The organism is Streptosporangium sp. NPDC001681 (assembly GCF_040298085.1).
Taxonomy (GTDB): Bacteria; Actinomycetota; Actinomycetes; order Streptosporangiales; family Streptosporangiaceae; genus Streptosporangium.
The window spans coordinates 128,494-151,127 of record NZ_JBEOZN010000005.1 but is presented as its reverse complement, the minus strand read 5'-3'; the positions used below and the strand labels follow the sequence as shown (position 1 = coordinate 151,127).

The 22,634-nt window shown below is 72.2% G+C and carries 15 protein-coding genes and 1 pseudogene; 10 read left to right on the top strand and 6 right to left on the bottom strand.

Annotation, left to right across the window (positions count from 1 at the left end; genetic code table 11):
• Window positions 1-51 precede the first annotated feature (51 nt).
• Together ABT130_RS03895 and ABT130_RS03890 are read left to right on the top strand one after the other, a co-directional pair.
• Window positions 52-2,589: a DUF5682 family protein gene (locus tag ABT130_RS03895; protein ID WP_350952615.1), complete on the top strand. Its 2,538-nt coding sequence runs from the start codon at window positions 52-54 to the stop codon at window positions 2,587-2,589.
• Window positions 2,582-3,736, top strand: a complete 1,155-nt coding sequence (locus ABT130_RS03890; protein WP_350916407.1) for a VWA domain-containing protein — start codon at window positions 2,582-2,584, stop codon at window positions 3,734-3,736. The genes ABT130_RS03895 and ABT130_RS03890 overlap by 8 nt, the downstream gene beginning before the upstream one ends.
• A gap of 210 nt (window positions 3,737-3,946) precedes the next feature.
• Here ABT130_RS03890 and nhaA read toward each other — a convergent pair whose 3' ends face one another.
• Together nhaA and ABT130_RS03880 are read right to left on the bottom strand one after the other, a co-directional pair.
• Window positions 3,947-5,263, bottom strand: coding sequence for a Na+/H+ antiporter NhaA (gene nhaA / locus ABT130_RS03885; RefSeq protein ID WP_350952613.1), 1,317 nt, complete (start codon window positions 5,261-5,263; stop codon window positions 3,947-3,949).
• Window positions 5,264-5,287: 24 nt separating this feature from the next.
• Window positions 5,288-5,509: a hypothetical protein gene (locus tag ABT130_RS03880; RefSeq protein ID WP_350952611.1), complete on the bottom strand. Its 222-nt coding sequence runs from the start codon at window positions 5,507-5,509 to the stop codon at window positions 5,288-5,290.
• A 155-nt stretch (window positions 5,510-5,664) separates the two neighbouring features.
• Here ABT130_RS03880 and ABT130_RS03875 point away from each other — a divergent pair.
• From ABT130_RS03875 to ABT130_RS03865, 3 genes and pseudogenes are all read left to right on the top strand, one after another.
• Window positions 5,665-6,865, top strand: a pseudogene (locus ABT130_RS03875) (RNA-guided endonuclease InsQ/TnpB family protein); the annotation flags it as partial.
• 42 nt (window positions 6,866-6,907) lie between these two features.
• Window positions 6,908-8,269, top strand: coding sequence for an MFS transporter (locus tag ABT130_RS03870; RefSeq protein WP_350952607.1), 1,362 nt, complete (start codon window positions 6,908-6,910; stop codon window positions 8,267-8,269).
• 235 nt (window positions 8,270-8,504) lie between these two features.
• Window positions 8,505-9,518, top strand: a complete 1,014-nt coding sequence (locus ABT130_RS03865; protein WP_350916422.1) for an enolase C-terminal domain-like protein — start codon at window positions 8,505-8,507, stop codon at window positions 9,516-9,518.
• Window positions 9,519-9,542: 24 nt separating this feature from the next.
• Here ABT130_RS03865 and ABT130_RS03860 read toward each other — a convergent pair whose 3' ends face one another.
• The gene (locus ABT130_RS03860; protein ID WP_350952605.1) at window positions 9,543-11,000 is read right to left on the bottom strand and encodes an LCP family protein; all 1,458 of its coding nucleotides are present in this window, start codon (window positions 10,998-11,000) and stop codon (window positions 9,543-9,545) included.
• A 202-nt stretch (window positions 11,001-11,202) separates the two neighbouring features.
• Window positions 11,203-12,720, bottom strand: coding sequence for an alpha/beta hydrolase family protein (locus ABT130_RS03855; RefSeq protein ID WP_350952603.1), 1,518 nt, complete (start codon window positions 12,718-12,720; stop codon window positions 11,203-11,205).
• A 141-nt stretch (window positions 12,721-12,861) separates the two neighbouring features.
• Between ABT130_RS03855 and ABT130_RS03850 the strand changes: the two genes are divergently transcribed.
• From ABT130_RS03850 to ABT130_RS03835, 4 genes are all read left to right on the top strand, one after another.
• The gene (locus ABT130_RS03850) at window positions 12,862-13,989 is read left to right on the top strand and encodes an exonuclease SbcCD subunit D (protein ID WP_350952601.1); all 1,128 of its coding nucleotides are present in this window, start codon (window positions 12,862-12,864) and stop codon (window positions 13,987-13,989) included.
• Window positions 13,990-18,003, top strand: a complete 4,014-nt coding sequence (locus ABT130_RS03845; protein ID WP_350952599.1) for an AAA family ATPase — start codon at window positions 13,990-13,992, stop codon at window positions 18,001-18,003.
• 449 nt (window positions 18,004-18,452) lie between these two features.
• Window positions 18,453-19,655 carry a CaiB/BaiF CoA transferase family protein gene (locus tag ABT130_RS03840; RefSeq protein WP_350916440.1) on the top strand — a complete coding sequence of 401 codons (1,203 nt, stop codon included), beginning with the start codon at window positions 18,453-18,455 and terminating at the stop codon, window positions 19,653-19,655.
• Window positions 19,656-19,775: 120 nt separating this feature from the next.
• A complete protein-coding gene (locus ABT130_RS03835) occupies window positions 19,776-20,663 on the top strand; it encodes a cyclase family protein (RefSeq protein WP_350952597.1) in 888 nt (295 codons plus the stop codon).
• Here the strand turns inward: ABT130_RS03835 and ABT130_RS03830 are convergent.
• Window positions 20,557-21,147, bottom strand: coding sequence for a TetR/AcrR family transcriptional regulator (locus ABT130_RS03830; RefSeq protein ID WP_350952595.1), 591 nt, complete (start codon window positions 21,145-21,147; stop codon window positions 20,557-20,559). The two genes, ABT130_RS03835 and ABT130_RS03830, sit on opposite strands and share 107 nt — an antisense overlap.
• A gap of 99 nt (window positions 21,148-21,246) precedes the next feature.
• On the opposite strand from ABT130_RS03830, the gene ABT130_RS03825 reads away from it, so the two are divergent.
• Complete coding sequence (locus ABT130_RS03825; RefSeq protein WP_350952593.1) at window positions 21,247-22,131, top strand: NmrA/HSCARG family protein; 885 nt, start codon at window positions 21,247-21,249, stop codon at window positions 22,129-22,131.
• Between the two features lie 46 nt (window positions 22,132-22,177).
• Here the strand turns inward: ABT130_RS03825 and ABT130_RS03820 are convergent, their stop codons facing one another.
• The gene (locus tag ABT130_RS03820) at window positions 22,178-22,633 is read right to left on the bottom strand and encodes a GNAT family N-acetyltransferase (RefSeq protein WP_350916447.1); all 456 of its coding nucleotides are present in this window, start codon (window positions 22,631-22,633) and stop codon (window positions 22,178-22,180) included.
• Between the last annotated feature and the right edge of the window lies 1 nt (window position 22,634).

The following is a 22,634-nucleotide window of genomic DNA, read 5'->3' as shown; positions in this document are numbered from 1 at the left end:
GCCGGTGCCACCGGTCGGTGAGACGGCTTCCTCGCCGGTCAGGGGGCAACGATGAGTGTGTCCGTGCTGGGGATCCGGCACCACGGACCCGGGTCGGCGCGGTCCCTGTGCGACGAGCTTGACCGCCTCAAGCCGGACATCGTGCTCATCGAGGGCCCGCCCGAGGCGGACGAGCTGGTCGAGCTGGCCCGTGACCCCGACCTCCAGCCACCGGTGGCGCTCCTCGCCCACGTGCCGGGCGAGCCGTCCACCGCCGCGTTCTGGCCGTTCGCGGTGTTCTCCCCCGAGTGGCAGGCGCTCCGCCACGCCGTCGGGGCGGGCATCCCGGTCCGCTTCTGCGACCTGCCGGCCGCGCACAGCCTCGCCTCCCGCCCCGGCGCGACCGGCGACGCCGAGCCGCGGCCAGGAGAAGAGCCGGACACGGGTGTTCCCGGCTTCCATCGTGAGACGGCGGATGACGCCGTACAGGTCGATCCGATCGGGGCCCTCGCCCGCGCCGCCGGATACGACGACCCGGAGCGGTGGTGGGAGGACGCCGTCGAGCACCGCGGCGACACCCCGTTCCACATGATCGCCCAGGCCGTGGAGGCGGTCCGCGAGGGACACGTCGCCGACGGGTACGAGGCGCGGCGCGAGGCCTTCATGCGGCGCACGATCCGCAGGGCGATCCGGGACGGCTTCGAGCGGATCGCCGTGGTCTGCGGAGCCTGGCACGTCCCCGCGCTGGCGGGCACGGCGGGTGCGGGAGCGCCTTGGGGAGCCGGGCTGCCCACCGTGAAGGCCGACGACGCGCTGCTCAGAGGGCTGCCCAAGGTCAGGGCCGAGATCACCTGGGTGCCGTGGACGTACGGGCGGCTGGCCTCCTGGAGCGGGTACGGCGCGGGTGTGACCTCCCCCGGCTGGTATCACCATCTGTTCGCCTCCCCGGACCGCCCCGTCGAACGGTGGCTGACCGGGGCGGCCGGGGTGCTCCGGGAGGAGGACCTGCCGGTCTCCTCCGCCCACGTCATCGAGGCGGTCCGGCTCGCCGAAGGCCTGGCCGTGCTCAGGGGACGGCCCCTGGCCGGGCTGGCGGAGGTCACCGAGGCGGTCAGGGCGGTGCTGTGCGAGGGCGACGACCTGCCGGTGGAGCTGATCCAGCGGCGCATGGTCGTGGGGGAGCGGCTCGGCCAGGTGCCGGACAGCACCCCGATGGTCCCCCTCCAGCGCCACCTGCGTGAGGAGCAGCGGCGGGTGAGGCTCAAGCCCGAGGCGCTCGACCGTGAGTACGACCTCGACCTGCGCAAACCTCTCGACCTGGAGCGCAGCAGGCTGCTGCACAGGCTCCGCCTGCTCGGCGTCGGCTGGGGCACTCCCCAGGAGAGCCGGAGCAAGGGCACCTTCCGCGAGTCGTGGTCGCTCACCTGGCGGCCCGAGTTCGACATCGACCTGATCGAGGCGAGTTCCTGGGGCACGACCGTCCCGGCCGCGGCCGCCGCCCGCGTCCGCGACCTCGCCGACGGGGGCGGGGCGCCCGGCGGGACCCCCGGCTCGGGGATGCCGGGCCGGGGAGGCGGTGCGGCCGGGACCGGGGGGCCGTCCGGCGGCGGGGCGCCCGGAGGCGTCACGCTGGCCGGGCTCACCGGCTTGGTGGAGCACTGCCTGCTCGCCGACCTGCCGGAGGCGCTGCCGCACGTGCTCGACGCCCTGTCGGCGCGGGCCGCGCTCGACGGTGACGTCACGCACCTGATGGCGGCGCTCCCGGCGATGGTCCGCGCCCAGCGATACGGCGACGTGCGCGGCACCCCCGCCACCGGCCTGACCGCCATCGCCTGGGCGATGCTCACCAGGATCTGCGTCGGCCTCGGTGGCGCCGTCACCGGCCTCGACGACGACGCCGCCCGTGACCTGATCCGTCACATCGACGCCGTCCACACCGCCGTCTCCCTGCTCGAAGCCGTGCCCGCCGGTCCTGGTGTCTTCGGTGATTCACGGGAGACGGGGGCTCAGGGTGATCCGGGCGCATCCGCCGGTTCCGCGGGCCTGGACGGTCCGGAGGGCGCGAAGGAGGCGAGGAGCACCGGAGCCTCGGGAGGCGCTGCCCGCCCCGAGGAGGAGTCTCCGCAGGGACGGTGGCTGGTGGCGTTGCGCGGGGCTTCCGGCCGCAGTGACCTGCACGGGCTCATCGAGGGCCGGCTCGCCAGGATCCTGCTGGACGCGGCCGACCTCGACACGGCCGAGGCGGGCCGTCGGATGTCGCTGGCGATGTCGGCGGGGCACCCGCCGGCCAGGGCGGCGTCCTGGATCGAGGGGTTCCTTTCCGGGGGCGGGCTGCTGCTCGTCCACGACTCCCGGCTGCTCGGGCTGGTCGACGAGTGGCTCACCGGACTCGCCCCGGAGACCTTCGTCGACGTGCTGCCCCTGCTCCGCAGGACGTTCGGCGCCTTCGCCGCGCCTGAGCGGCGTTCGATCGGCTCGCGCGTCCGCTCTCTCGGCTCCGGCGGCGCGGATCGGGCACCGGACGCGGAGGAGTTCGACGAGGAACGCGCGGCGGCGGCCGTGCGGACCGTGCTGGCGATTCTGGGAAGGACGGGGAGCAGCGATGGATGAGCGGTTGCGCCGCTGGCGGATGGTCCTGGGCGGTGACGCCGACGGCACCGGGTGCTCGCTCGCCGGAACCGACGCCCAGATGGACGGGGCACTGGCCGCGCTGTACGACGGCGCCGGTGCGGGGGCGGCCGAGCGGAGCGGTGGCCTGGGCGCCTCCGCGCCCAGGGTGGCGCGCTGGCTGGGCGACATCCGGTCCTACTTCCCCTCGACCGTCGTCCAGGTCATGCAGAAGGACGCCGTCGAGCGGCTGAACCTGACCCGGCTGCTGATGGAGCCGGAGATGCTGGAGGCCGTCGAGCCGGACGTGCACATGGTCGGCACCCTGTTGTCGCTCAACCGGGTGATGCCGGAGAAGGCGCGGGAGTCGGCCAGGGCGCTGGTCGGCAAGGTCGTCTCCGAGTTGGAGCGGCGGCTGGTTCAGAAGACGAAGGCCGCCGTGACCGGCGCCCTGGACCGCTCGGCCAGGACCCACCGGCCCAGGCGGGTCGCCGACATCGACTGGGATCGCACGATCCGCGCCAACCTGAGGAACTACCTGCCGGAGCGCAACACCGTGATCCCGTCCAGGCTGGTCGGATACGGCAGGAGGCAGCGGGCGGTCCAGCGAGAGGTGGTGCTCTGCATCGACCAGAGCGGATCGATGGCCGCCTCCGTCGTCTACTCCAGTGTGTTCGGCGCGGTGCTCGCCTCGATGCGCTCGCTGAAGACCTCGCTGGTCGTCTTCGACACGGCGGTCGTCGACCTCACCGATCAGCTCCACGACCCGGTCGAGCTGCTGTTCGGCACCCAGCTCGGCGGCGGCACCGACATCAACCGGGCCATCGCCTACTGCCAGGGCCTCATCACCCGCCCCAACGATTCGATCTTCATCCTGATCAGTGACCTCTACGAGGGCGGCGTGCGGCAGGAGATGCTCCGCAGGGTCGCCCAGATGACCGCGGCGGGCGTCCAGGTGATCGTGCTGCTCGCGCTCTCCGACGAGGGCGCGCCCTTCTACGACCACGACAACGCCGCGGCGCTCGCGGCCATGGGGGTGCCCGCCTTCGCCTGCACCCCCGACGCCTTTCCCGACCTGATGGCCGCGGCGATCGAGCGCCGCGACATCGGCCAGTGGGCCGAGCGCCGGCTGGAGCGCACCGCCACCTGATCCCGTCCTGGTGAAGGAGGCAAGGCCACGGGGGCCCACCTTCTCCAGGACGTCAGGGGCCAAACTCGGACCGAAGGCGGCCCCTCGACCCGGCGACGGATCAGCCGCCGTCGTGGGCGGGGCCGGTCATGCGGCCCGCTCGGACGGTTCTCCTCCCGGCGGCACGTCGAGTCACGGTTCTCCGCCGTGCTCAGCAGGCTTCCCGGCCTCTCAGGAACGTCTCTGGTAGACGTCGGGGATGCCGTCGTGGTCGCGGTCGACGGTTTCGGCCTCGTGGATGCGCCGGTAGACGCGGTTGCGCAGGCGAAGGATCACCGTCGCGGCCAGCGCCGCGATCAGGGAGCCGGTCAGGACCGCCACCTTGACGTGGGCGTCACGCTCGCTGCCGGCGCCGAAGGCCAACTCCCCGATGAGCAGGGAGACGGTGAATCCGATACCGGCCAGGATGGCCAGCCCGGCCACGTCCACCCAGGCCAGCCCCTCGTCCAGGTGGGCGTGGGTGAAGCGGGCCACCAGCCAGGTCGCGAGCATGATCCCAATGGGCTTGCCCGCCACGAGGCCCACGACCACGCCCACCGCGACCGGGTCGCTCAGGGCGCCGGCCAGACCGCTCAGGCCGCCGAGGCTCACCCCGGCCGACATGAACGCGAACACCGGCACGGCCACCCCGGCCGAGATCGGCCGCAGGCGGTGTTCGAAGTGCTCGGCCAGGCCGGGCCCGGCCTCCGGGCCACCGGCGCGCTCGCCGCGCAGGACCGGCACGGTGAAGGCCAGCAGCACGCCGGCGACGGTGGCGTGTACGCCCGAGGCGTGCATCAGCGCCCAGGTGGCGGCGGCCAGTGGCAGCAGCAGCCACCAGGCGCGTACCCGGCGCTGTACCAGCATGGCGAAGACCGCCAGTGGCAGCAGCGCGCCCAGCAGCGGCAGCACCGACAGGTGCTCGGTGTAGAAGAGGGCGATGATGATGATGGCCACCAGGTCGTCGACCACGGCCAGGGTGAGCAGGAAGGTGCGCAGCGCGGTGGGGAGATACCGGCCGATGACCGCGAGCACGGCCAGGGCGAACGCGATGTCGGTGGCCGTCGGGATCGCCCAGCCCCGCGCCGCGCCGGAACCGGCACCGGAGCCGAGGGTGAGCAGCAGGTACAGCACGGCCGGGACGATCACCCCGCCGAGTGCGGCCGCGACCGGCACCGCGGCCCGCCGCACCTGGCGCAGGTCACCGGCGACGAACTCGCGCTTCAGTTCCAGGCCGGCCACGAAGAAGAAGATCGCCAGCAGCCCGTCGGCGGCCCAGGTCGCCAGGCTCAGGTCCAGGTGCAGTGCCGCCGGGCCGACCCTGAAGGCACGCAGCGCCTCGTAGGCGCCCGACCACGGGGAGTTCGCCCAGATCATGGCGGCCACCGCACCGGCCAGCAGCAGCGCTCCGCCGACGGTCTCCTCGCGGAGGATGCCGGCGATGCGACGGGCCTCGGGCCACGAGCCCAGGCCGAGCAGGCGGGACGTGCCGGGCGGGGTCTTGGTCATCAGCGCTCCGTTTTCGGGGTCGGGTCAGCCACTGCCGACCAGACTTCCCGGCGCACCACCGGCCACTGTACCCGCGGGGCCGCCGCCGACCGACTCCAGGGTCATGGGAACGGGTCGGCCGCCGAACCGCTCGCCGGCCGGTTCCGCAGGCTCGTCCACCGGGTCGACGATCCGGTGGAGGCCAACGGCACCGAGCGGTTCGTGTCCGGGCTCGACCCGCTGCCGGGAGACCGGTCCTACGACCAAGGACTGACACGGAGGCCCGATGTCAGGGGCGGAGTGCCGGGCGTACCGTCGGCTCATGATCTCGTTCACAAAGGCCGCAGACTCCGTCCTTCGGGGCGGAGATAGGCCGGAACCGGCCGACATGCTTAACATGATCATGCAGTATCATGTTAAGCATGTCTCAGATCGTGAAGCGGGCCTTCAAATACCGCTTCTACCCGACCCCCGAGCAAGCGGATCTACTGGTCCGCACGTTCGGGTGTGTCCGGCTGATCTGGAACAAGGCGCTGGCCGAACGCAACCGCCGCTACACCGACGAGCGCGTCTCGACCTCGTACGTGGAAACCGCCAAATGGCTGACTGCGTGGAAGCAGGATCCGGAACTGGAGTTCCTGCGCGAGGTGTCGAACGTGCCGCTCCAGCAGGCGCTTCGGCAGCAGCAGGTGGCGTTCAACAACTTCTTCGCCAAGCGTGCCCGCTATCCGCGTTTCAAGTCCAAGCGCAAGTCGCGGGCATCGGCGACGTTCCAGAACAACGCCTTCTCGTTCCGGGAAGGCGTGTTGAAGCTGGCGAAGATGGACGCGCCGCTGGCCATCGTGTGGTCGCGTCCGCCGCCCGAGGGCGCGGAGCCGTCCACGGTGACGGTGTCGAAGGACGCGGCCGGCCGCTGGTTCGTGTCGCTGCTGGTCGAAGAGAAGATCAGCCCGCTTGCGCCCGTCGAGCAGGCGGTTGGGATCGACGCCGGACTGAATCATCTGCTCACCCTCTCCACCGGGGAGAAGATCTCCAACCCGCGTCACGAGCGGGCCGACCGCAAACGGCTGGCCAAGGCGCAGCGCGAGTTGTCCCGCAAGGCGAAGGGCAGTGCGAACCGGGTCAAGGCAAAGGTGAAGGTGGCCCGTGCCCATGCCCGGATCGCCGATCGGCGGCGGGACTTCCTGCACAAGGTCACCACTCGATTGGTGCGCGAGAACCAAACGCTCGCGATCGAGGACCTGACCGTCCGCAATATGATGCGCAACCACTCGCTGGCGCGCGCCATCTCGGATGCGTCGTGGCGGGAGTTCCGCTCGATGCTGGAGTACAAGGCCCAGTGGTACGGGCGCGAACTCGTGGTCGTGGATCGCTGGTTCCCGTCGTCGAAGCTGTGCTCTGCGCACGGCTGTGGCCACGTCAACGAGTCGATGCCGTTGAGCGTCCGGTCGTGGACCTGTCCCTCCTGCGGGGCATCCCACGACCGGGACGTGAACGCGGCCAGAAACATTCTCGCGGCCGGGCTGGTCGAGAGGTAAAACGCCTGCGGAGGGCTGGTAAGACCGGCCCCGGAGTTTTCCGGGGAGGCTCGGCCCGATGAAACAGGAAACCCTTGGGGCGACCCTGGGAAACCCCTCCCTTCAGGGAGGGGAGGAGGTCAATACCATGACGGGCGAAAAGCGTGCTGCCGGGATATTCGCCCTGCGGCACCGTGCCCTGACCGTCGGGATGGTGGCGCTCATCTCCCTGGTCGCCTTCGAGTACCTGGCGGTGGCCACCGCCATGCCGGTCGTGGCCGACGAGTTGGACGGTCACGCGCTGTACGGGCTGGCGTTCAGCGGGGCGATGGCGGCCGGGGTGATCGCGACGGTGCTGGGTGGGCGATGGGGCGACGTCAGGGGGCCGATGGCGCCGCTCTGGGCCGGCGTGGCGCTCTTCGCCGCGGGGCTGGTCGTGGCCGGGGCGGCGCCGACGATGGACGTGTTCGTCGTGGGCCGTTTCGTGCAGGGCTTCGGCGGAGGCGTCTTCCAGGTCGCGATGTACGTGCTGGTCTCGCGGGTCTACCCGGCCGAGACGCACCCCCGGGTGTTCTCGATCTTCGCGACGGCCTGGGTGGTGCCCTCCATGGTCGGGCCGGTGATCACCGGCCTCGTGGTGGAGTACGCGGGCTGGCGCTGGGTCTTCATCGGCGTGACGGTGCTCCTCCTTCCCGCGATGTTGCTGCTCTGGCGCGGGCTGGCCGCCGCGCCCATGTCGGACCGGCCGCAGACCGGTCCGCGCTCCTCGATCGCGCGACGGCTGGGCTGGGCGGTGCTCGTCGCGGTCGGCGCGGCACTGATGCAGTACGGGGGCGCGGCGCGCGGCGCCGGGTTCGTCCTGCTCGTCGTCGGTCTGGCCACGCTGGTCGCGGCGCTGCCCCGGCTGCTCCCCGAGGGAACCCTGCGCGCGGCCAGGGGCCTGCCCTCGGTGATCTCGCTGCGGGGCATCGCGGCGGGCGCGGCCATCGGCGGGGAGGCGTTCCTGCCGCTGATGCTCAACCAGGAGCGCGGCCTGTCGCTGACCATGGCCGGGCTCACCCTGACCGGTGGCGCGCTGAGCTGGTCGTTCGGCTCGTGGGTCGTGGGCCGCCGGAGTTTCGACCGGGCACTGGTGCTGCGCTGCGGCTCGGCGCTGATCGCCGCGGGACTCGTGCTGATGGGCCTGACGGTCTTCGCCGTCGTCCCGGTCGCCACCGCCTTCCTCGGGGAGATCGTCCTGGGGCTCGGCATGGGCATCGTGTACCCGACGCTGTCGGTACTCGTCCTGGAGTTGTCACCCCTGGGGGAGGAGGGGGAGAACAGCGCGTCGCTGGGGGTCGCGGAGTCGGTGTACACGGTCGTCTCCGTCGCGGTCGCCGGCGCGCTCCTGGCGGCGCTGGGCGCCTCGGCCGTCGCCTACCTGCTCTGTTTCGGGCTGGCGGCGTTGATGGCGACCACCGGAATCCTGGTCGGCGCCCGGGTCAGAGCCGACGCCTCTGTCCGGGGCTGAGCTCTTCCTGGGGCTGCCCCCTTACCCGACCTGAGTTCTCTCCGCGCCGAAAGTGCCGGAAATATCGGAAAAACTGGACCAAAACCCACCCTCACAAGCGGGAGGCATTCGCGGGCCGTCGTGGCACCATGGAAGAACGCCGTTCCCGGTGGTGTTGAGGGGAGTCCCGCCTTCGGGCGGGATTCGTGTTTTAGGAGCTTGAATTTCCCGGGTTCGGAGAGGTCAAGGAGGGGTCATGCCGCGTGTCCGTGAGCTTGAGGTGTTCCGGCTGGTCCTGCCGTACGGCAGGCGGCCGGAGAGCATCCTCGTCCGGCTCACCGACTACGGGGGCATGACCGGGTGGGGCGAGGTCGTCGACGCCGACCCCAAGACCTGGGTCGCGCTGGAGGAGGGGCTCGCGCAGGCGCTGATCGGCGTCGACTGGGAGCACCCCGACGAGCTCGGCGCCGTCCCCGGCGGATCCGCAGCCGACATGGCCTGCTGGGACCTGTGGGCGAGGATGCGCGGAGTGCCGCTGGCCCACGCGCTGGGCGGTACCCGTACCTCCCTCATGGCCACCGTCAGGATCGGCGCCGACCGCAACCTGGAGAGCCTGGTCGCCCGGGTGAACCGGCATGTCTGCGCCGGGTACGCCCACGTCACCCTGGACGTCCATCCCGGCTGGGACATCGAGCCGCTGCGCGCCGTCCGCCAGGCGTACCCCGCGCTGGGCATCAGTGTGGACGCTCGTGGCGCCTACCGCGACGTCGCCGCCCTTGAGGCGCTGGACGCCTACACGCTCTCCGCCATCGAACGCCCCTTCGCCGGTCCCGCCGGTCTGGCCGACCACGCCGACCTGCAGCAGCGCGTCGCCGCCCCGGTCCTGCTCGAGGTCGCCTCGGCCGCGGAACTGGGCGAGGCGATCGCCGCGAGGGCGGGCAGAGCGCTGCTGCTCCGCCCATCGGCCCTGGGCTCCCTACGCGAGGTGCGGCGGGTGCACGACCGTGCGGTGCGCGCCGGATGGGAGATCGCCTGCGCCGGAGGCCGGGGCACCGGGCTGGCCCGCGCGGCCACCGTCGCCGCCGCCAGCCTGCCCGGCTGCACCCTGCCCTGCGACGTGGCCGAACCGCCGCGCAGCGCGCAGATCGTCGACCCGCCGGTCGGCGCCTCCGGCGGCGTGGTGGCCGTGCCCCTCACCCAGCCGGGCCTGGGCCACCGCATCGACGAGGCCCGGGTCCGCCGCCTGGCCAAGGAGTCGTACTCGGCCTAGCGCGACGTTCCCGGCCGGCCCTGCTCAGCCGCAGCCTTCGGTGATGCCCTTGGGAGCGGTCGGGTCCGGCTTCGCCGTGGTGCTCGCCTTGGGGAGGGGCGTGCGGGAGGTCGTGGCCTGGGGGGTGGCCGTGGGGGCCGCGGTGGCGGTGAGGGGACGCCTGGTGACGGCCGAGGAGTGCAGGGCCTTCGCGGTGACCGTGCGGATCTTGCTCCAGTCGGGGTAGCCGGTGTTGATCAGCGGCGGGACGAACTGGACGCTGGTCACCTTCGCGTTCTTGACCTTCAGCGCCAGCGGGACCAGGTGCTCCAGCATCGGGCGAGGGATATCGGTCCGCAGCAGTTCCTTGGTGGCCAGCGCGACCTGATTGAACCGCGACAGCACGGTCGCCGGGTCCGCCTGGGAGAGCAGGGCGCCCAGCACGCACCGCTGGCGCCCCATCCGGGTGTAGTCGTCGCTGTTGGTGCGCGAGCGGGCGAACCACATCGCGTCGGCGCCGCGCAGCTTGCGGGTACCCGCCTTGACCAGGCCCTCGTCGTACTTGCCGAAGACCACGTCCTGGGGCACGGTCACCGTCACTCCGCCGATCGCGTCGATCAGCCGGGCGAAGCCCCACATGTTGGCCAGGGCATACCAGTCGATCTTCAGGCCCAGCGTGTAGCCGACCGTGTCGATGAGCGTCTTCGCTCCCTGCTTCTTGCGGCCCCCGAAGATCTCCGGGTGCGCGTCGGCGTACTCCCAGACGGCGAAGAGCAGGTCCTCGCGCGAGCCGTCCGGGTTGGCCGGGAGCCTGAATCCGTCGGGGAAGCGCCTCGCCATGGGGGAGCCGGGGACGAAGCGGACGTTCTCCAGGTTGCGCGGCAGGCTCAGCAGCACGGTGTTGCCGGTTTTGACGTCCACGCTGGCCACGTTGATGCTGTCGGTCCGCACGCCCACCCGGTGGGTGTCGGCGTCCCCGCCGAGCAGCAGGATGTTCACCCGGTCGCGGCTCGCCCACGGGTCGTCCTCGCCACCCCCGCCGCCGGCGGGGCGTGAAGTGGACGGGGCACTGAAGACGTCGTCCAGTGCCGACTGCGAGACCGCCGCGTACTGCCCGAGGAGGCCGAACGGCAGCAGTACGGCCACCGCGAGCGTTCCCGCCAGGACCCCGGCGACCGCCTGCCCGGCACCGGGCAGCGTGCCGGGGTTCATCACCACGAACGAGTGCACGACCAGGACGAACCAGGCGACGCCGAGCGCCAGGGAGACCACCGTGACGCCGGTCAGCCAGGAGGAGGAGACCAACTGCCCGGCGAGGTCACCGAGGTCGGAGGTGAGCGCGACCCAGAGCAGGGCCAGCAGCAGCGCCGCGTACGCGCACAGCAGCGCCAGCCCGGTCCTTCGCCATCCGGCGCGCAGATGCGCGGCGCCCGGGGCGATGGCGGCCAGCGCCGTCCAGCCGATGACCGCACCGACGCCGGGCGGCTTTGATCTGTCCCGCAATTGCTCCCCGTTTCCTTGCGCTCGACTCGGACTTGACCGCCGCAGGGAGATGGTAGGGGGGCGAAACCAGGTCGCGGGCGACAAGTCGGTGAACAACTCGGGAAGCTGACGAGGCTTTATCCTGTGATTTCGACCGTCCCTGACCTTCCGGGTCTCGCCGGCGGGTCAGGATGCGAGAGATGTCGCGCCGGCGATCAGGACATCACCAGGGGAAGGCGAACAGGCCGTAGTAGGCCGCGGCCACCAGGAGCAGGGCGGTGCCGCCGAGCACCCCGGCGATCGCGAAACTCTGCGGACGGGAGGGCTCCCAGCCCTCCCGCAACCCCGCGACGACGGCCGCCACGCCCGTGACCTCCTGCAGCAGCATCAGCAGCGCCAGGATCCTGATGACCAGCCACCCGGTGAGCACCGCGGGCCACGCCCCGGCCTGGTTGACCGAGAACAGCACGAGCAGCGTGATGAACGCCACCACCGAGACGAGCAGCCCGGCCCCGGTCCAGGCCATCCGGCGGAATCGCCGCCGGACCGGCGGCCAGATCCGGGCGTTGGCCTCCGCGGCGGGTGACCGGCCGCGGAGCCGCACCACCATCTCGGCCACCGGGCCGACCACGTAGCCGACCGCGGCCAGGCAGAGCGTCAGCCCGATGACGGTCCCCCCGGCGTACCAGGGAGCCGCGGGAACGTCGCTGGCCTCCAGGCGCTGGATCGGCGTGGCGCCGGCGATGCGCACCGCGGGTCTGGCCGTGCCGGGCAGGCCCAGGACCCAGTTGGCCAGCGTCTGCAGGTAGCCGGGCGCGAACGGGCCGCCGTGCACGCGCATGCCGTGGTCGGCGCGGTCGAGGTAGCGGATGGTGTAGTCGCTGTTGCCGCCCTCGGCGAGCGCGCCGGTCAACGCCATGCTGCTCTCCACGAACGGGATCGAGGGATCGCGCGTGCCGTACAGGGCCAGGACCGGTTGCCGCATCCCGCGCAGCGCGGGCAGGCCGTCGTAGCGCAGGAAGTTCATGTCGACGGCGCCCATGGCGCGGGTGAGCAGCTCGCGTACCCCGCTGGGCGCGTACAGCCGTTCGAGCTGCTCGCCCAGTGCCCAGGTCACCTGCCGCATGGGGGAGACGTTGGGTGCTGACACCAGCACGGTGAACCCGACGGTGCTGCTCCTGGTGGCGGCGATGGGCACCACCCAGCTGCCCTCGCTCACCCCCCAGAGCCCCGCTCTGGCCGGGTCGACGTCGTCGCGGACGAGCAGCTCCTCCAGAACGAGCAGGGCGTCGCGGGCGAGCAGGCCGAAGTCACGGTTGCGAAAGTCGTAGCCCACGGTCCGCTTGTCGTAGACGAGGGTGACGATCCCGGCCCTGGCCAGCCACTCGGCCTGGGTCGTGAACTCTCCCCTGACCCCGGGCCCGGCCCCCTGCACGAAGACCAGCGCCGGGTGGCGTCCGGGGGCGACCGGCGCGCGGATCGTCGCCTCGAGCGGTGTACCGTCCTCGGCCGTGACGGTGACGTCCTGCGTGGTGATCTGCCTGGTCGCGGCGACCGGCCTGACCTCGTCCGGCGGCTGGGGAGGAAGGGTCTGGAAGACCGGATCGGCGCGCAGCGGGGTCGGGTCGAACGGCGGCGGCAGGGTGTAGCCCACCGTCGCGAGAACCACGAGGATCAGGCCGGAGGCGACGCTCAGAACGCCACGGCCGGCCTGGTTACCGATCCGATCCCCGATCGTCACTCGCCTCCGTGATCGTCGTTTCCCGGTATCGTTCCCTCCGATCTTCAAGCGTACTCATGGACGAAAACCCTGAGCGGGACGGGCGATCCGAGTGATGTGAGTGGCCACATTTGTCGCTGAGTCCTGTTAGCTTCGTGCGACATGCGGGTGCTGCACACATCGGACTGGCACCTGGGCCGCTCGTTCCACCGGGAGAGTCTCCTGGCCGCCCAGGGTGCCTTCGTCGACCACCTGATCGAGACCGTCAGATCGGAGCGGATCGACGTGGTCGCGGTCTCCGGTGACGTCTACGACCGGGCGCTGCCCTCGGTCGACGCGGTCGAGTTGTGCAACCAGGCGCTGCGGCGACTGGTCGACACCGGGGCGCGCACCGTGCTGATCAGCGGTAACCACGACTCGGCACGCCGTCTCGGCTTCGGCGCGCACCTCATCGACGCGGCAGGCGTCCACCTGCGCACCGACCCCGAGCGGGTCGGCGAGCCGGTCGTCGTCGACGGCGTCGCCTTCTACGGCATCCCCTATCTGGAGCCCGAGCTGGTGCGCGCCCCCTGGGAGCTGCCCGAGCGCACCCACACCGCCGCGATCGGGCACGCCATGTCCCTGATCCGCGCCGACCTCACCCGGCGCGGACCTCGGGCGGTGGTCCTCGCCCACGCGTTCGTGACCGGGGGACGGGGCAGTGACAGCGAGCGCGACATCAGCGTGGGAGGCGTCGCGCACGTCCCGGTGTCCGCCTTCGACGGTGTCGACTACGTGGCGCTCGGCCATCTGCACGGTCGCCAGCGGATGAGCGAGACCGTCCGCTACTCCGGCTCCCCGATCGCCTACTCCTTCTCCGAGGCCGGCCAGGTGAAGGGGTCCTGGCTGGTCGACATCGGCCCCGGCGGGTACGAGCGCGCGGAGTTCGCCGAGGCTCCGGTGCCCAGGCCGGTCAGCCGGCTCACCGGCCGCATCGACGACCTGCTGGCCGCACCCGAGCACGCCCGCCACGAGGACCACTGGCTCCAGGTGACGCTCATCGACCGGATCCGGCCCAAGGGCGCGATGGAGCGGCTCAGGTCCCGCTTCCCGCACACGCTCGCGCTGTCCTTCGAACCCGAGGGCGGGGTCGGTGAGACCGTCACCCGGCCCAGGGTGGCCGGGCGCCCCGAGATCGAGGTCGCCCTCGACTTCGTCCGCGAGGTGCGCGGCGAGGCCGCCGACCCCGCCGAGACCGAACTGCTGCACAGGGCCGTCGAGGCCTCCCGCGCGAAGGAGGCGATGGCGTAGATGCGCCCGCACCGTCTGTGGATCACCGCCTTCGGCTCCTTCCCCGGTGAGGAGCAGGTCGACTTCGACGCCCTCGCCGAGGCGGGGCTCTTCCTGATCCACGGCCCCACGGGGGCGGGCAAGACCACGGTGCTCGACGCGCTCTGCTACGCCCTGTACGGCAGGGTTCCGGGCAGGCGCGACAGCGCCAAGAGCCTGCGCTGCGACCACGCGCCCCCGGGACGTGGGCCCAGCGTGGCACTGGAGGTCACGATCAGGGGGCGCCGGCTGAAGATCACCCGGTCGCCCGGCTGGCAGCGCCCCAAGCTCAGGGGCACCGGCACGACCAGGGAGAACGAGAAGGCACTGCTCCAGGAGTTCGCCCCCTCGGGGGAGTGGGTGGGGCTGACCAACCGGGTCGACGAGGCGGGGGAGTTCATCGGCACCCTGCTCGGCATGAACGCCGAGCAGTTCCTCCAGGTCGCGATGTTGCCCCAGGGGGATTTCGCGAAGTTCCTCCGTGCGGACGGAGAGGACCGGCGTAAGGTCCTGGAGCGCCTCTTCTCGGTGAAGGTCTATGCCACCGCAGAGTCCTGGCTCGCCGACCGGCGCACCGAGGCGTTCCGCGAGCAGCAGGCCCTCCGCAAGGAGGTCGACTTCGCGGTGAAACGCCTTGAGGAAGCCGCGGGGTCCGCGCTCTCGGCCGCGCTGGCCGAGACCTCGGCGGAGGCCACGGCGGAGGTCTCGGCGGAGGTCTCGGTGGAGGATGACCCACTGGGATGGGCCCACGCGGTCGAGGAACTCGCGGCACGGGAGGTCACGCGGCTGAGCGGTGTGGGCCTTGGTAGCGAGGCCGCCGTACGGCAGGCGCGCGAGAGCCTGGAACGTGGCACCGCGCTGGCCGACCGGCGCCGCCGCCACGCCGAGGCGCTGACCAGGAGCCGGGCGCTGGAGGAGACCGCCGAGGAACGGGCGGACCTGGAGACCCTCCTGGAGGAGGCGGCGACCGCCGACCGGGTGCTGCCGCTGATCCAGGGCGCTGAGCAGCGCGCCGAGGCCGCGACCAAGGCTCGAAGCCTGGCCGCCGACGCCGTCGCCCGCGCACTCCCTCTCCTCGATGCCACCTCCGACGTCGTCCGCGACCGTACGGGTACCGACGCGCTCTGCGACGACGCCCGGGACCGGGCGGACGCCGACGCGGACCGCCGTCACGCCCTGCTCGGCCACCTGGTCGAGCTGGAACGCGATCGCCGGAGCGAGATCACCCGCCTGGGCGAGCTGCGCGCGGAGGAGTCACGCCTGGCGGAGATCGTCCAGGAGCGGGAGAGGACCGCTCGCGAGATCGTCGAGCTGGCCGCCGCGCAGGCCGTGGCCGACTCCCGCCTGAAGGTCATCCCCGAGCTCCGGCGGGAGGTGGACGAGCGTCTCACCGCCGCCCGTCTGGACGCCGCCCGCATCCCCGCCGCCGAGTCGGCGGTCGAGGGCGCCGCCACCCGCCTTCGGGCGGCCGAGCAGCGCGACCGCCTCGCCGCCGGCCTGGCCGCGGCCCGCGCCGACCTCGCCGCCGGGCTTGCCGCTCTCCCGCCAGGGATCCGCGACGCCTTCGCCACTCCCGAAGCCCACGACCCGCTCGGAGCTGGGCTTCCCGCCGGGAGCGGTGACACGCTTCCGGGCGAGGCCCATGACGTGCTCGGGACCCGTCGCGAGGGCGCCGGCCCGTCCGTCGAACCCGGTGAGATCCGCGAGGTCCTCGCCGCCCGGGAGAGGGAGTGCGGGCGACAGCTGGCCGGGCTGGAGGGGTTGCGGGTCGAGGAGGCCCGGCTGGCCGAACTCGACGGGCTGATCGCCGCACTTGACGGTGAGCTCGCGGAGGCGGCCCGGCAGGAGGCCGAGGTCCGCGAGCGCCGGGAGGGGCTGCCCGCCGAGGCGGCGGAGGCGGCCATACGACTGAACGAGGCCAGGGCCGCCGGGGCGGGAATTCCGGCTGCGCGGGCGCGTGCCGAGGCCGCCACCGCGGTGCTCACCGCGGTACGGCGCTGCGAGGCGCTCAGCGCCGAGCTGGAGGTCGCGCGCGCCGCTCAGGTCGAGACCACCGACCTCGCGCAGACGCTCCGCGACCGCTACCAGGACATCCAGCGGTCCAGGATCGAGGGCATGGCCGCCGAGCTCGCCGCCAAGCTCACCCCTGGCGATCCCTGCGCGGTGTGCGGTTCGCCCGACCACCCCGCTCCCGCCGCCCCGGCCGACGAGGCGCACACCGCCGAGGACGAGCGCGCGGCCCAGGGCGCCTACGAGGCGGCCCAGGAACGGCGTCGGCGTGCGGAGACCACGGTCACGGTGCTGCTCTCCCGCCTCGACGAGGTCCTCGCCGTCGCGGGGGAGGAGACCGGGGAACGGGCGGGGGAGACCCTCGCCGAGGCCGAACGGGAACTGGAGGCGCTGACCTCTAGGGCAGGTGCCGAGGACGTCCTCGCCGCCGAGGTGGAGCGGATCGCCGCCGAGCTGGACGGCGCGAGAACCCGGATCGAGGAGATCACCCGGCGGCTCGCCGAAGGCCATGCCCGCCTGGCGGGATGGCAGGCCGAGCGTGAGCGCCTGACCGCCCGCCTGGACGGGGCCCGGGGCGACGACCTCACGGTCCAGGCCCGCCGCGACCGCCTGGCGGTGGAGGCCGAGCGTCTCTCCGCGGCCCTGGCCGCCGCCGTTCACGCCGTCGAGGTCACCGCGGCCCACCGGGAGGCGAGCGCCCGGACCGACCTGGCCGTATCCGACGCCACGGGCGAGCTCGCCGAGGCGGAGGGGGTGCTGGCCGCGCTCCGGGAGTCGGCCGAGGCCGAGCCGGCGCTGGCGGCGGAGGCGGCCGGGATCGCCGCCGAGTCCGAGCGGCTCCGGGAACGCTCGCGCGAACTCGCCGTCGACCTGGCGGCCCGCCGTACGGACGTCGAAAGGCTCGGCGCCGACGCCGAGCGGCTGGCCGGGCGCATCGACGAGGCACGCGGCCAGGACCCGACGCTGACCGTCAGGCTGGACCGGCTGGCCGACGAGGCGGAACTGCTCAGGGAGGCCGTCGAGGCGGTCAGGGACGAGCGGGTCAGCGCCGCCGAGCTGGTGACCGCCCGCGACCGGGCGCTGAGCGCCGTCGTCGAGGCGGGCTTCCTCGGGCTGGACGACGCCCGCGCGGCCGTACGCTCTCCCGCCGACCGGGAGGAGAAGGCCGCCCGTCTCCACGAGCTCGCCACGGAGAGCGCCGCGGTCGCCGCGATGCTCGCCGACCCCGAGCTGGTCGCCGCCGCCGCCGAGCCGGAACCCGACCTCTTGGGCCTGCGCGAGGCGCGGGACGCGGCCGACGCCGCCCATGCCCGCCTGCTCTCCGAGCGGAGCCAGGCCGAGGGCCGGCTGGCCCGGCTGGCCGCCCTCCGCACCGAGCTGGCCGCCTGCCTGGAACGCTGGCGGCCCGCCGACGAGCAGCACCGCCTGGCCGACCGGCTCGCCGCCCTGACCGGCGGGAACTCCGCCGACAACCGGTGGAGGATGCGGCTCTCCTCGTACGTGCTCGGCGAGCGCCTCAGCCAGGTGGTCGCCTCGGCCAACGAGCGGCTCGACCACATGTCGGGCGGGCGCTACCTGCTGGAGCACAACCGCGACCGCTCCGCCGGCGACCGGAGCAGGTCCGGCGGCGGGCTCGGCCTGCACATCCTGGACAGCTGGACCGGCGTCGGCCGCGACCCGGCGACCCTGTCGGGCGGCGAGAGCTTCATCACCTCCCTGGCCCTGGCCCTCGGCCTGGCCGACGTGGTCACCGCCGAGGCCGGGGGAGTCGACATCGGCACGCTCTTCGTCGACGAGGGCTTCGGCACCCTGGACGAGGACACCCTCGACGGGGTGCTCGACATCCTCGACGGCCTGCGCGACAACGGCCGCGCGGTCGGCATCGTCAGCCACGTCGCCGAGCTGCGCACCCGGGTCCCCGCACAACTGCACATCCGCAAGGAGCGCCGCGGCTCGACGGTCCGCCAGTCAACGCCCCCCTCCTGAAGGACTCCGTTGGGAAATCCGCAAACCGCTGATGACGGACAGTCGAGGCTGCCACGATCGCTCTGTTCGCCGATCGAGCGAGGAGTCCGGATGTCGCTGGAGCCGCGGGCTGATCAGGGTGTACCTGAGCCGACCGCTCGGATGGTGCGGGCTTCGTTTCCGCACCCTCGGCTACGCGGTCAGCTTCGGCGAGCGGCAGTCGGGGCGACGAGTGTGGCGGCGGCCTTCCGCGGCGCGACCGGGCAGGTCGTCGGATCGGTGTCACTGTGCGGGGCGCAGGACATGTTCATTCGCAGCCGCAGAGAACTGCTGGGGGAGTGGGTGGCTACCGCGGCCGCCGACATCTCGGCCGACCTCGGCTTTCGCACAACAGGCCGGAACGGGGGGGACATCGGGTGACGCCCGCCCGGAAGAAAATCGACGAAACCTTTTCTGACCTGGGAGTAAGCATGCGCGACGGACCGCTGGAGGGCCTGCGGGTCGTCGACGCCTCGACGATTCTGGCCGGGCCGCTGTGCGCCCAGATCCTCGGCGACTTCGGCGCCGAGGTGGTGAAGATCGAGCATCCGACGGCGGGCGACGGCATGCGCGGCCACGGCGAGTCCAAGGACGGTGTTCCGCTGTGGTGGAAGGAGATCTCCCGAAACAAGCAGACGATCGGGCTCAGCCTGTCCGCGCCCGAGGGGGCCTCGCTCTTCCTGCGGCTGATGGAACGCACCGACGTGCTCATCGAGAACTTCCGGCCGGGCACCCTGGAGCGCTGGGGGCTGGGCCCCGACAGGCTGCACGAGGTCAACCCCGGGCTGGTCATCGTCAGGATCACCGGCTTCGGGCAGACGGGGCCGTACGCGGGGCGGGCCGGATTCGGCACGCTCGCCGAGGCGATGAGCGGCTTCGCCCACCTGACCGGCGAGGCCGAGGGGCCGCCCACGCTGCCCGCCTTCGGGCTGGCCGACAGCATCTGCGGCATCGCGGCCTCGTCGGCGACGATGATGGCGCTGTGGGACCGCGAGCGTGACCCGGAAAAGCGCGGTCAGGTCGTCGACATGAGCCTGCTGGAGCCCATCATGACGGCCGTCGGCCCCTCGCCGACCGTCTACCAGCAGCTCGGGACCATCGCGCACCGGCACGGCAACCGTTCCACCAACAACGCGCCGCGCAACACCTACCTCACCTCCGACGGCCACTGGGTGGCGGTCTCGACCAGTGCCCAGACGATCGCCGAGCGGGTGATGCGCCTGGTCGGGCACCCCGAGGTGATCGACGAGCCCTGGTTCGCCACCGGCGCGGGCCGGGTCCGGCACGTGGAACTGCTGGACCGGCTGCTCGGCGACTGGGTCGCCGAGCGCACCCGGGAGGAGGTCGTCGCGGAGTTCACCGCGGCGGGCGCCGCGGTCGCCCCGGTCTACGACGCCCGGGACCTCGTGGAGGATCCCCACGTCCGCGAGACCGGGATGCTCACCTCCGTCGACGACGCCGACCTCGGCTCCGTGCTGATGCACAACGTGATGTGGCGGATGTCGCGGACACCGGGCCGGATCCGGTTCACCGGCCGTGACCTGGGAGCCGATACGGACCGTGTGCTCGTCGAGGAGCTGGGCTGTGACCCCGCGACCCTGGGCGACCTACGAGAACGAAAGATCATCGCCTGATCCGCGACGGCGCGGTGACGCGTCGATCGGGGGGACAGACGGACATCGGGAGAGACGAGACGACGTGAGCACATCCACCACCCTGGCCACCTCGCCGGGAGAGACGGTACGCGACCCCTGTTGGAGGCGGTACGCGGCGGCGTGACCGTGTACGACCTGGGCCGCCCGTTCTACGCGGGCATGCCACAGTCGCCCAACCACCCCGCGTACACCCACACGCTCCCGCGCCGCCACGGCGACAAGGTGCGTCCCGACGGTGGGTCGGCGGCCAACGACATGCTCGTCATGGGCACCCACGTGGGCACGCACATCGACGCGCTGGCCCATGTGTCCCACGACGGCAGGCTGCACGGCGGGGCGGACGCGGCGGCGGCCTGTGTCGGGGGCCGCTACCCCGAGCACGGCATCCACACGGTCGCGCCGATGGTGTGCAGAGGCGTGCTGCTCGACCTGCCCGCCGCGCTCGGAGTGGCCTGCTGCGAGCCGGGCTACGAGATCACCCCGGCCGACCTCGACAGGGCCGTACGGGAGCAGGGCACCGAGGTCGAGGCCGGTGACGTCGTGCTGATCCGCAGCGGGTGGGGCAGCCGCTTCTCCGATCCCGACCGCACGGTCTACATCGGCTCCGAGTCCGGCGTCCCAGGGGTGGGGGAGGCGGGGGCGTACTGGCCGGCCGAGCGCGGTCTGCGCACCAAGGGCGCCATCGCGGTCGGCCTGGAGGCCGACCTGTACCTCGTCGACCCGGACAGGACCTGGACCGTCCGGGCCGCCGAGTCGGAGTCGACCCAGGAGTACACCCCGTTCGAGGGCTTCGAGCTGACCGCCCAGGTCACCGACACCTTCGTCCGAGGCCACCGGGTGCTGGACGGCGGAAACGCTGCGCCAGGCCCTCCGATCGGCCTCAGCCGCGGCTACTGCTCGGTGAGCGCAGTCCGTCCAGAGCGAAGGCGAGCAGGCGCTCGCCCTGGGCGGCGGAGGTCTGCTCTCCGGCCCAGGCCACCGCGTTGATCAGGGCGTACAGGTCCGATGCCGTGACGTCGGCGCGTATCGCGCCCGAGGCCCGCGCGCGATCCAGGAGCTGCTCGCCCGCGCTGAGCACCGACCGGCATGCGGCGTGCAGCTCGGACGTCTCATCCTCGATGGCGTGCATCAGCGACGCGGCGAGGCCCCGATAGGTGGCGGTGTGCGCGATCGCCGTCCTTGTCCAGGCGATCAGGGCCTGGTCGGGGGACGTCTGCTCGAGCAGGTCACGGCCGGTGCCGGACAGCGCCTCCATGCGGTCGCGCATCAGCGTCTCCAGCAGGGCCTGCCGGGTGGGGAAGTGGGCATACAGGGTGCCGTTCGCGACACCGGCGCGCCGGGCGACGTCCTCCAGTGAGGCGTCCACGCCATGCTCGGCGAATGCGTTCGCCGCCTCGGCGAGCAGCCGTTCGTAGTTGCGGCGCGCATCGGCGCGCATGGGGCGCCGGCTTGGCCTGTCGGTGCTTGCCATACGGTGTCTTCCTCGGTTGCTAAGTCGAGACTGTCTCAATATATTTCTTGAGGCAGTCTCAGCTTATCGGCCCTCATCCGGGCCCAGGAAAGGATCCCGATGAACACCATGGACAGGCCCGTCCTCGTGATCGGCGCCACGGGCCGCCAGGGCGGCGCGGCCGTCACCCACCTGCTGGCGGCCGGCCGGCCGGTACGAGCCCTGGTCCGCGACCCCGCCGCCCCCGCCGCCCAGGCGCTCGCGGCGGCGGGGGCCCAGCTGCACATCGGGAACCTTGACGACCCCGGCTCGCTGGCCAGGGCCGCAACCGGTGCGTACGGGGTCTTCGGTGTCACGCCCGACGACGAGGACTCCAACCGCGAGGTCCGGCGCGGCATCGCCCTGGCCGACGCCGTCGTCGCGGCCGGCGTCTCGCACCTGGTGTTCGCCTCGGTCGGCGGTGCGGAACGCGGGACCGGCATCCCGTACTGGGAGAGCAAATGGCGCATCGAGCAGCACATCCAGAAGCTCGGCCTGCCCGCCACGATCCTGCGGCCCGTCCGGTTCATGGAGAACCACGCCATTCCCGGCCTGCCCCTCGGCGGGATCGACGGACACGAGCTCGTCCACCTCTTCGCCCCCGATACGCCGGTGCAACTCATCGCGGTCACCGACATCGGCGCCTTCGCCGCCCTCGCCTTCGCCCACCCGGACGACTACCTCGGGCAGGCCGTAGAGCTCGCCGGCGACGAACTGACATCTCTCCAGGCCGTGGAGCTCATCAGCCGGAGCATCGGCCGCGAGATCACCTACCGGCAGGTCGCCGCCGAGAGCGCCGGATTGGGCGAGGACACCGCACGCGCCTTCGCCGACGGGCGAGGCCTGTGGCGGGCCGACATCGCGGCGCTGCGCCAACGCCACCCCGGCCTGCTGGACTTCTCCTCCTGGCTCCAGCAAGGCGGCGGCGCCGGGATCCGGGAGCTGTTCACCACCCGAGAAGGCTGAACGTCCTCACGGTGGCGTTGAGGTGTTTGACGGGCTGTACAGGTCCTCAGAGCACTCTTGTCATGAACGCGCTGTTCGGGTCGGGTTTGTAGTCCGCGAACGGGTCGCAGTACTCGAACCCGAACTTCTCGTACAGCTTCCGGGCCGGCAGGAAGAACTCGGCCGCCCCGGTCTCGAGGCTCAGCCTGGTGAATCCCATGCGCTTGGCCTCGGTGACGATGTGCTCCAGGAGGAGGGACGCGATTCCGCTCCGCTTGCGCGTCGGCCTGGTGCGCATCGACTTGACCTCCGCGTGGTCCGCGTCCAGCCTCTTGATCGCGCCGCAGCCGACCAGGCTGTCACCGTCCATGACCGACCAGAACGTGATCTCGGGCCTGCGCAGGCTCTCCAGGTCGAGGGCGTGCTTGCTCTCCAGCGGAGTGATGGACCGCATCTCCTGGACGTGCTCGTCAAGGAATCCGGCGATCTCCGGACCGGAGAGGTCATCGACTGCGATCTTCAAT

Coding starts and splice junctions, on each gene's coding strand:
- ABT130_RS03895 (WP_350952615.1), top strand. CDS start 52: ATGAGTGTGTCCGTGCTGGGGATCCGGCACCACGGACCCGGGTCGGCG.
- ABT130_RS03890 (WP_350916407.1), top strand. CDS start 2,582: ATGGATGAGCGGTTGCGCCGCTGGCGGATGGTCCTGGGCGGTGACGCC.
- nhaA (WP_350952613.1), bottom strand. CDS start 5,263: ATGACCAAGACCCCGCCCGGCACGTCCCGCCTGCTCGGCCTGGGCTCG.
- ABT130_RS03870 (WP_350952607.1), top strand. CDS start 6,908: ATGACGGGCGAAAAGCGTGCTGCCGGGATATTCGCCCTGCGGCACCGT.
- ABT130_RS03865 (WP_350916422.1), top strand. CDS start 8,505: ATGCCGCGTGTCCGTGAGCTTGAGGTGTTCCGGCTGGTCCTGCCGTAC.
- ABT130_RS03850 (WP_350952601.1), top strand. CDS start 12,862: ATGCGGGTGCTGCACACATCGGACTGGCACCTGGGCCGCTCGTTCCAC.
- ABT130_RS03845 (WP_350952599.1), top strand. CDS start 13,990: ATGCGCCCGCACCGTCTGTGGATCACCGCCTTCGGCTCCTTCCCCGGT.
- ABT130_RS03840 (WP_350916440.1), top strand. CDS start 18,453: ATGCGCGACGGACCGCTGGAGGGCCTGCGGGTCGTCGACGCCTCGACG.
- ABT130_RS03830 (WP_350952595.1), bottom strand. CDS start 21,147: ATGGCAAGCACCGACAGGCCAAGCCGGCGCCCCATGCGCGCCGATGCG.
- ABT130_RS03825 (WP_350952593.1), top strand. CDS start 21,247: ATGAACACCATGGACAGGCCCGTCCTCGTGATCGGCGCCACGGGCCGC.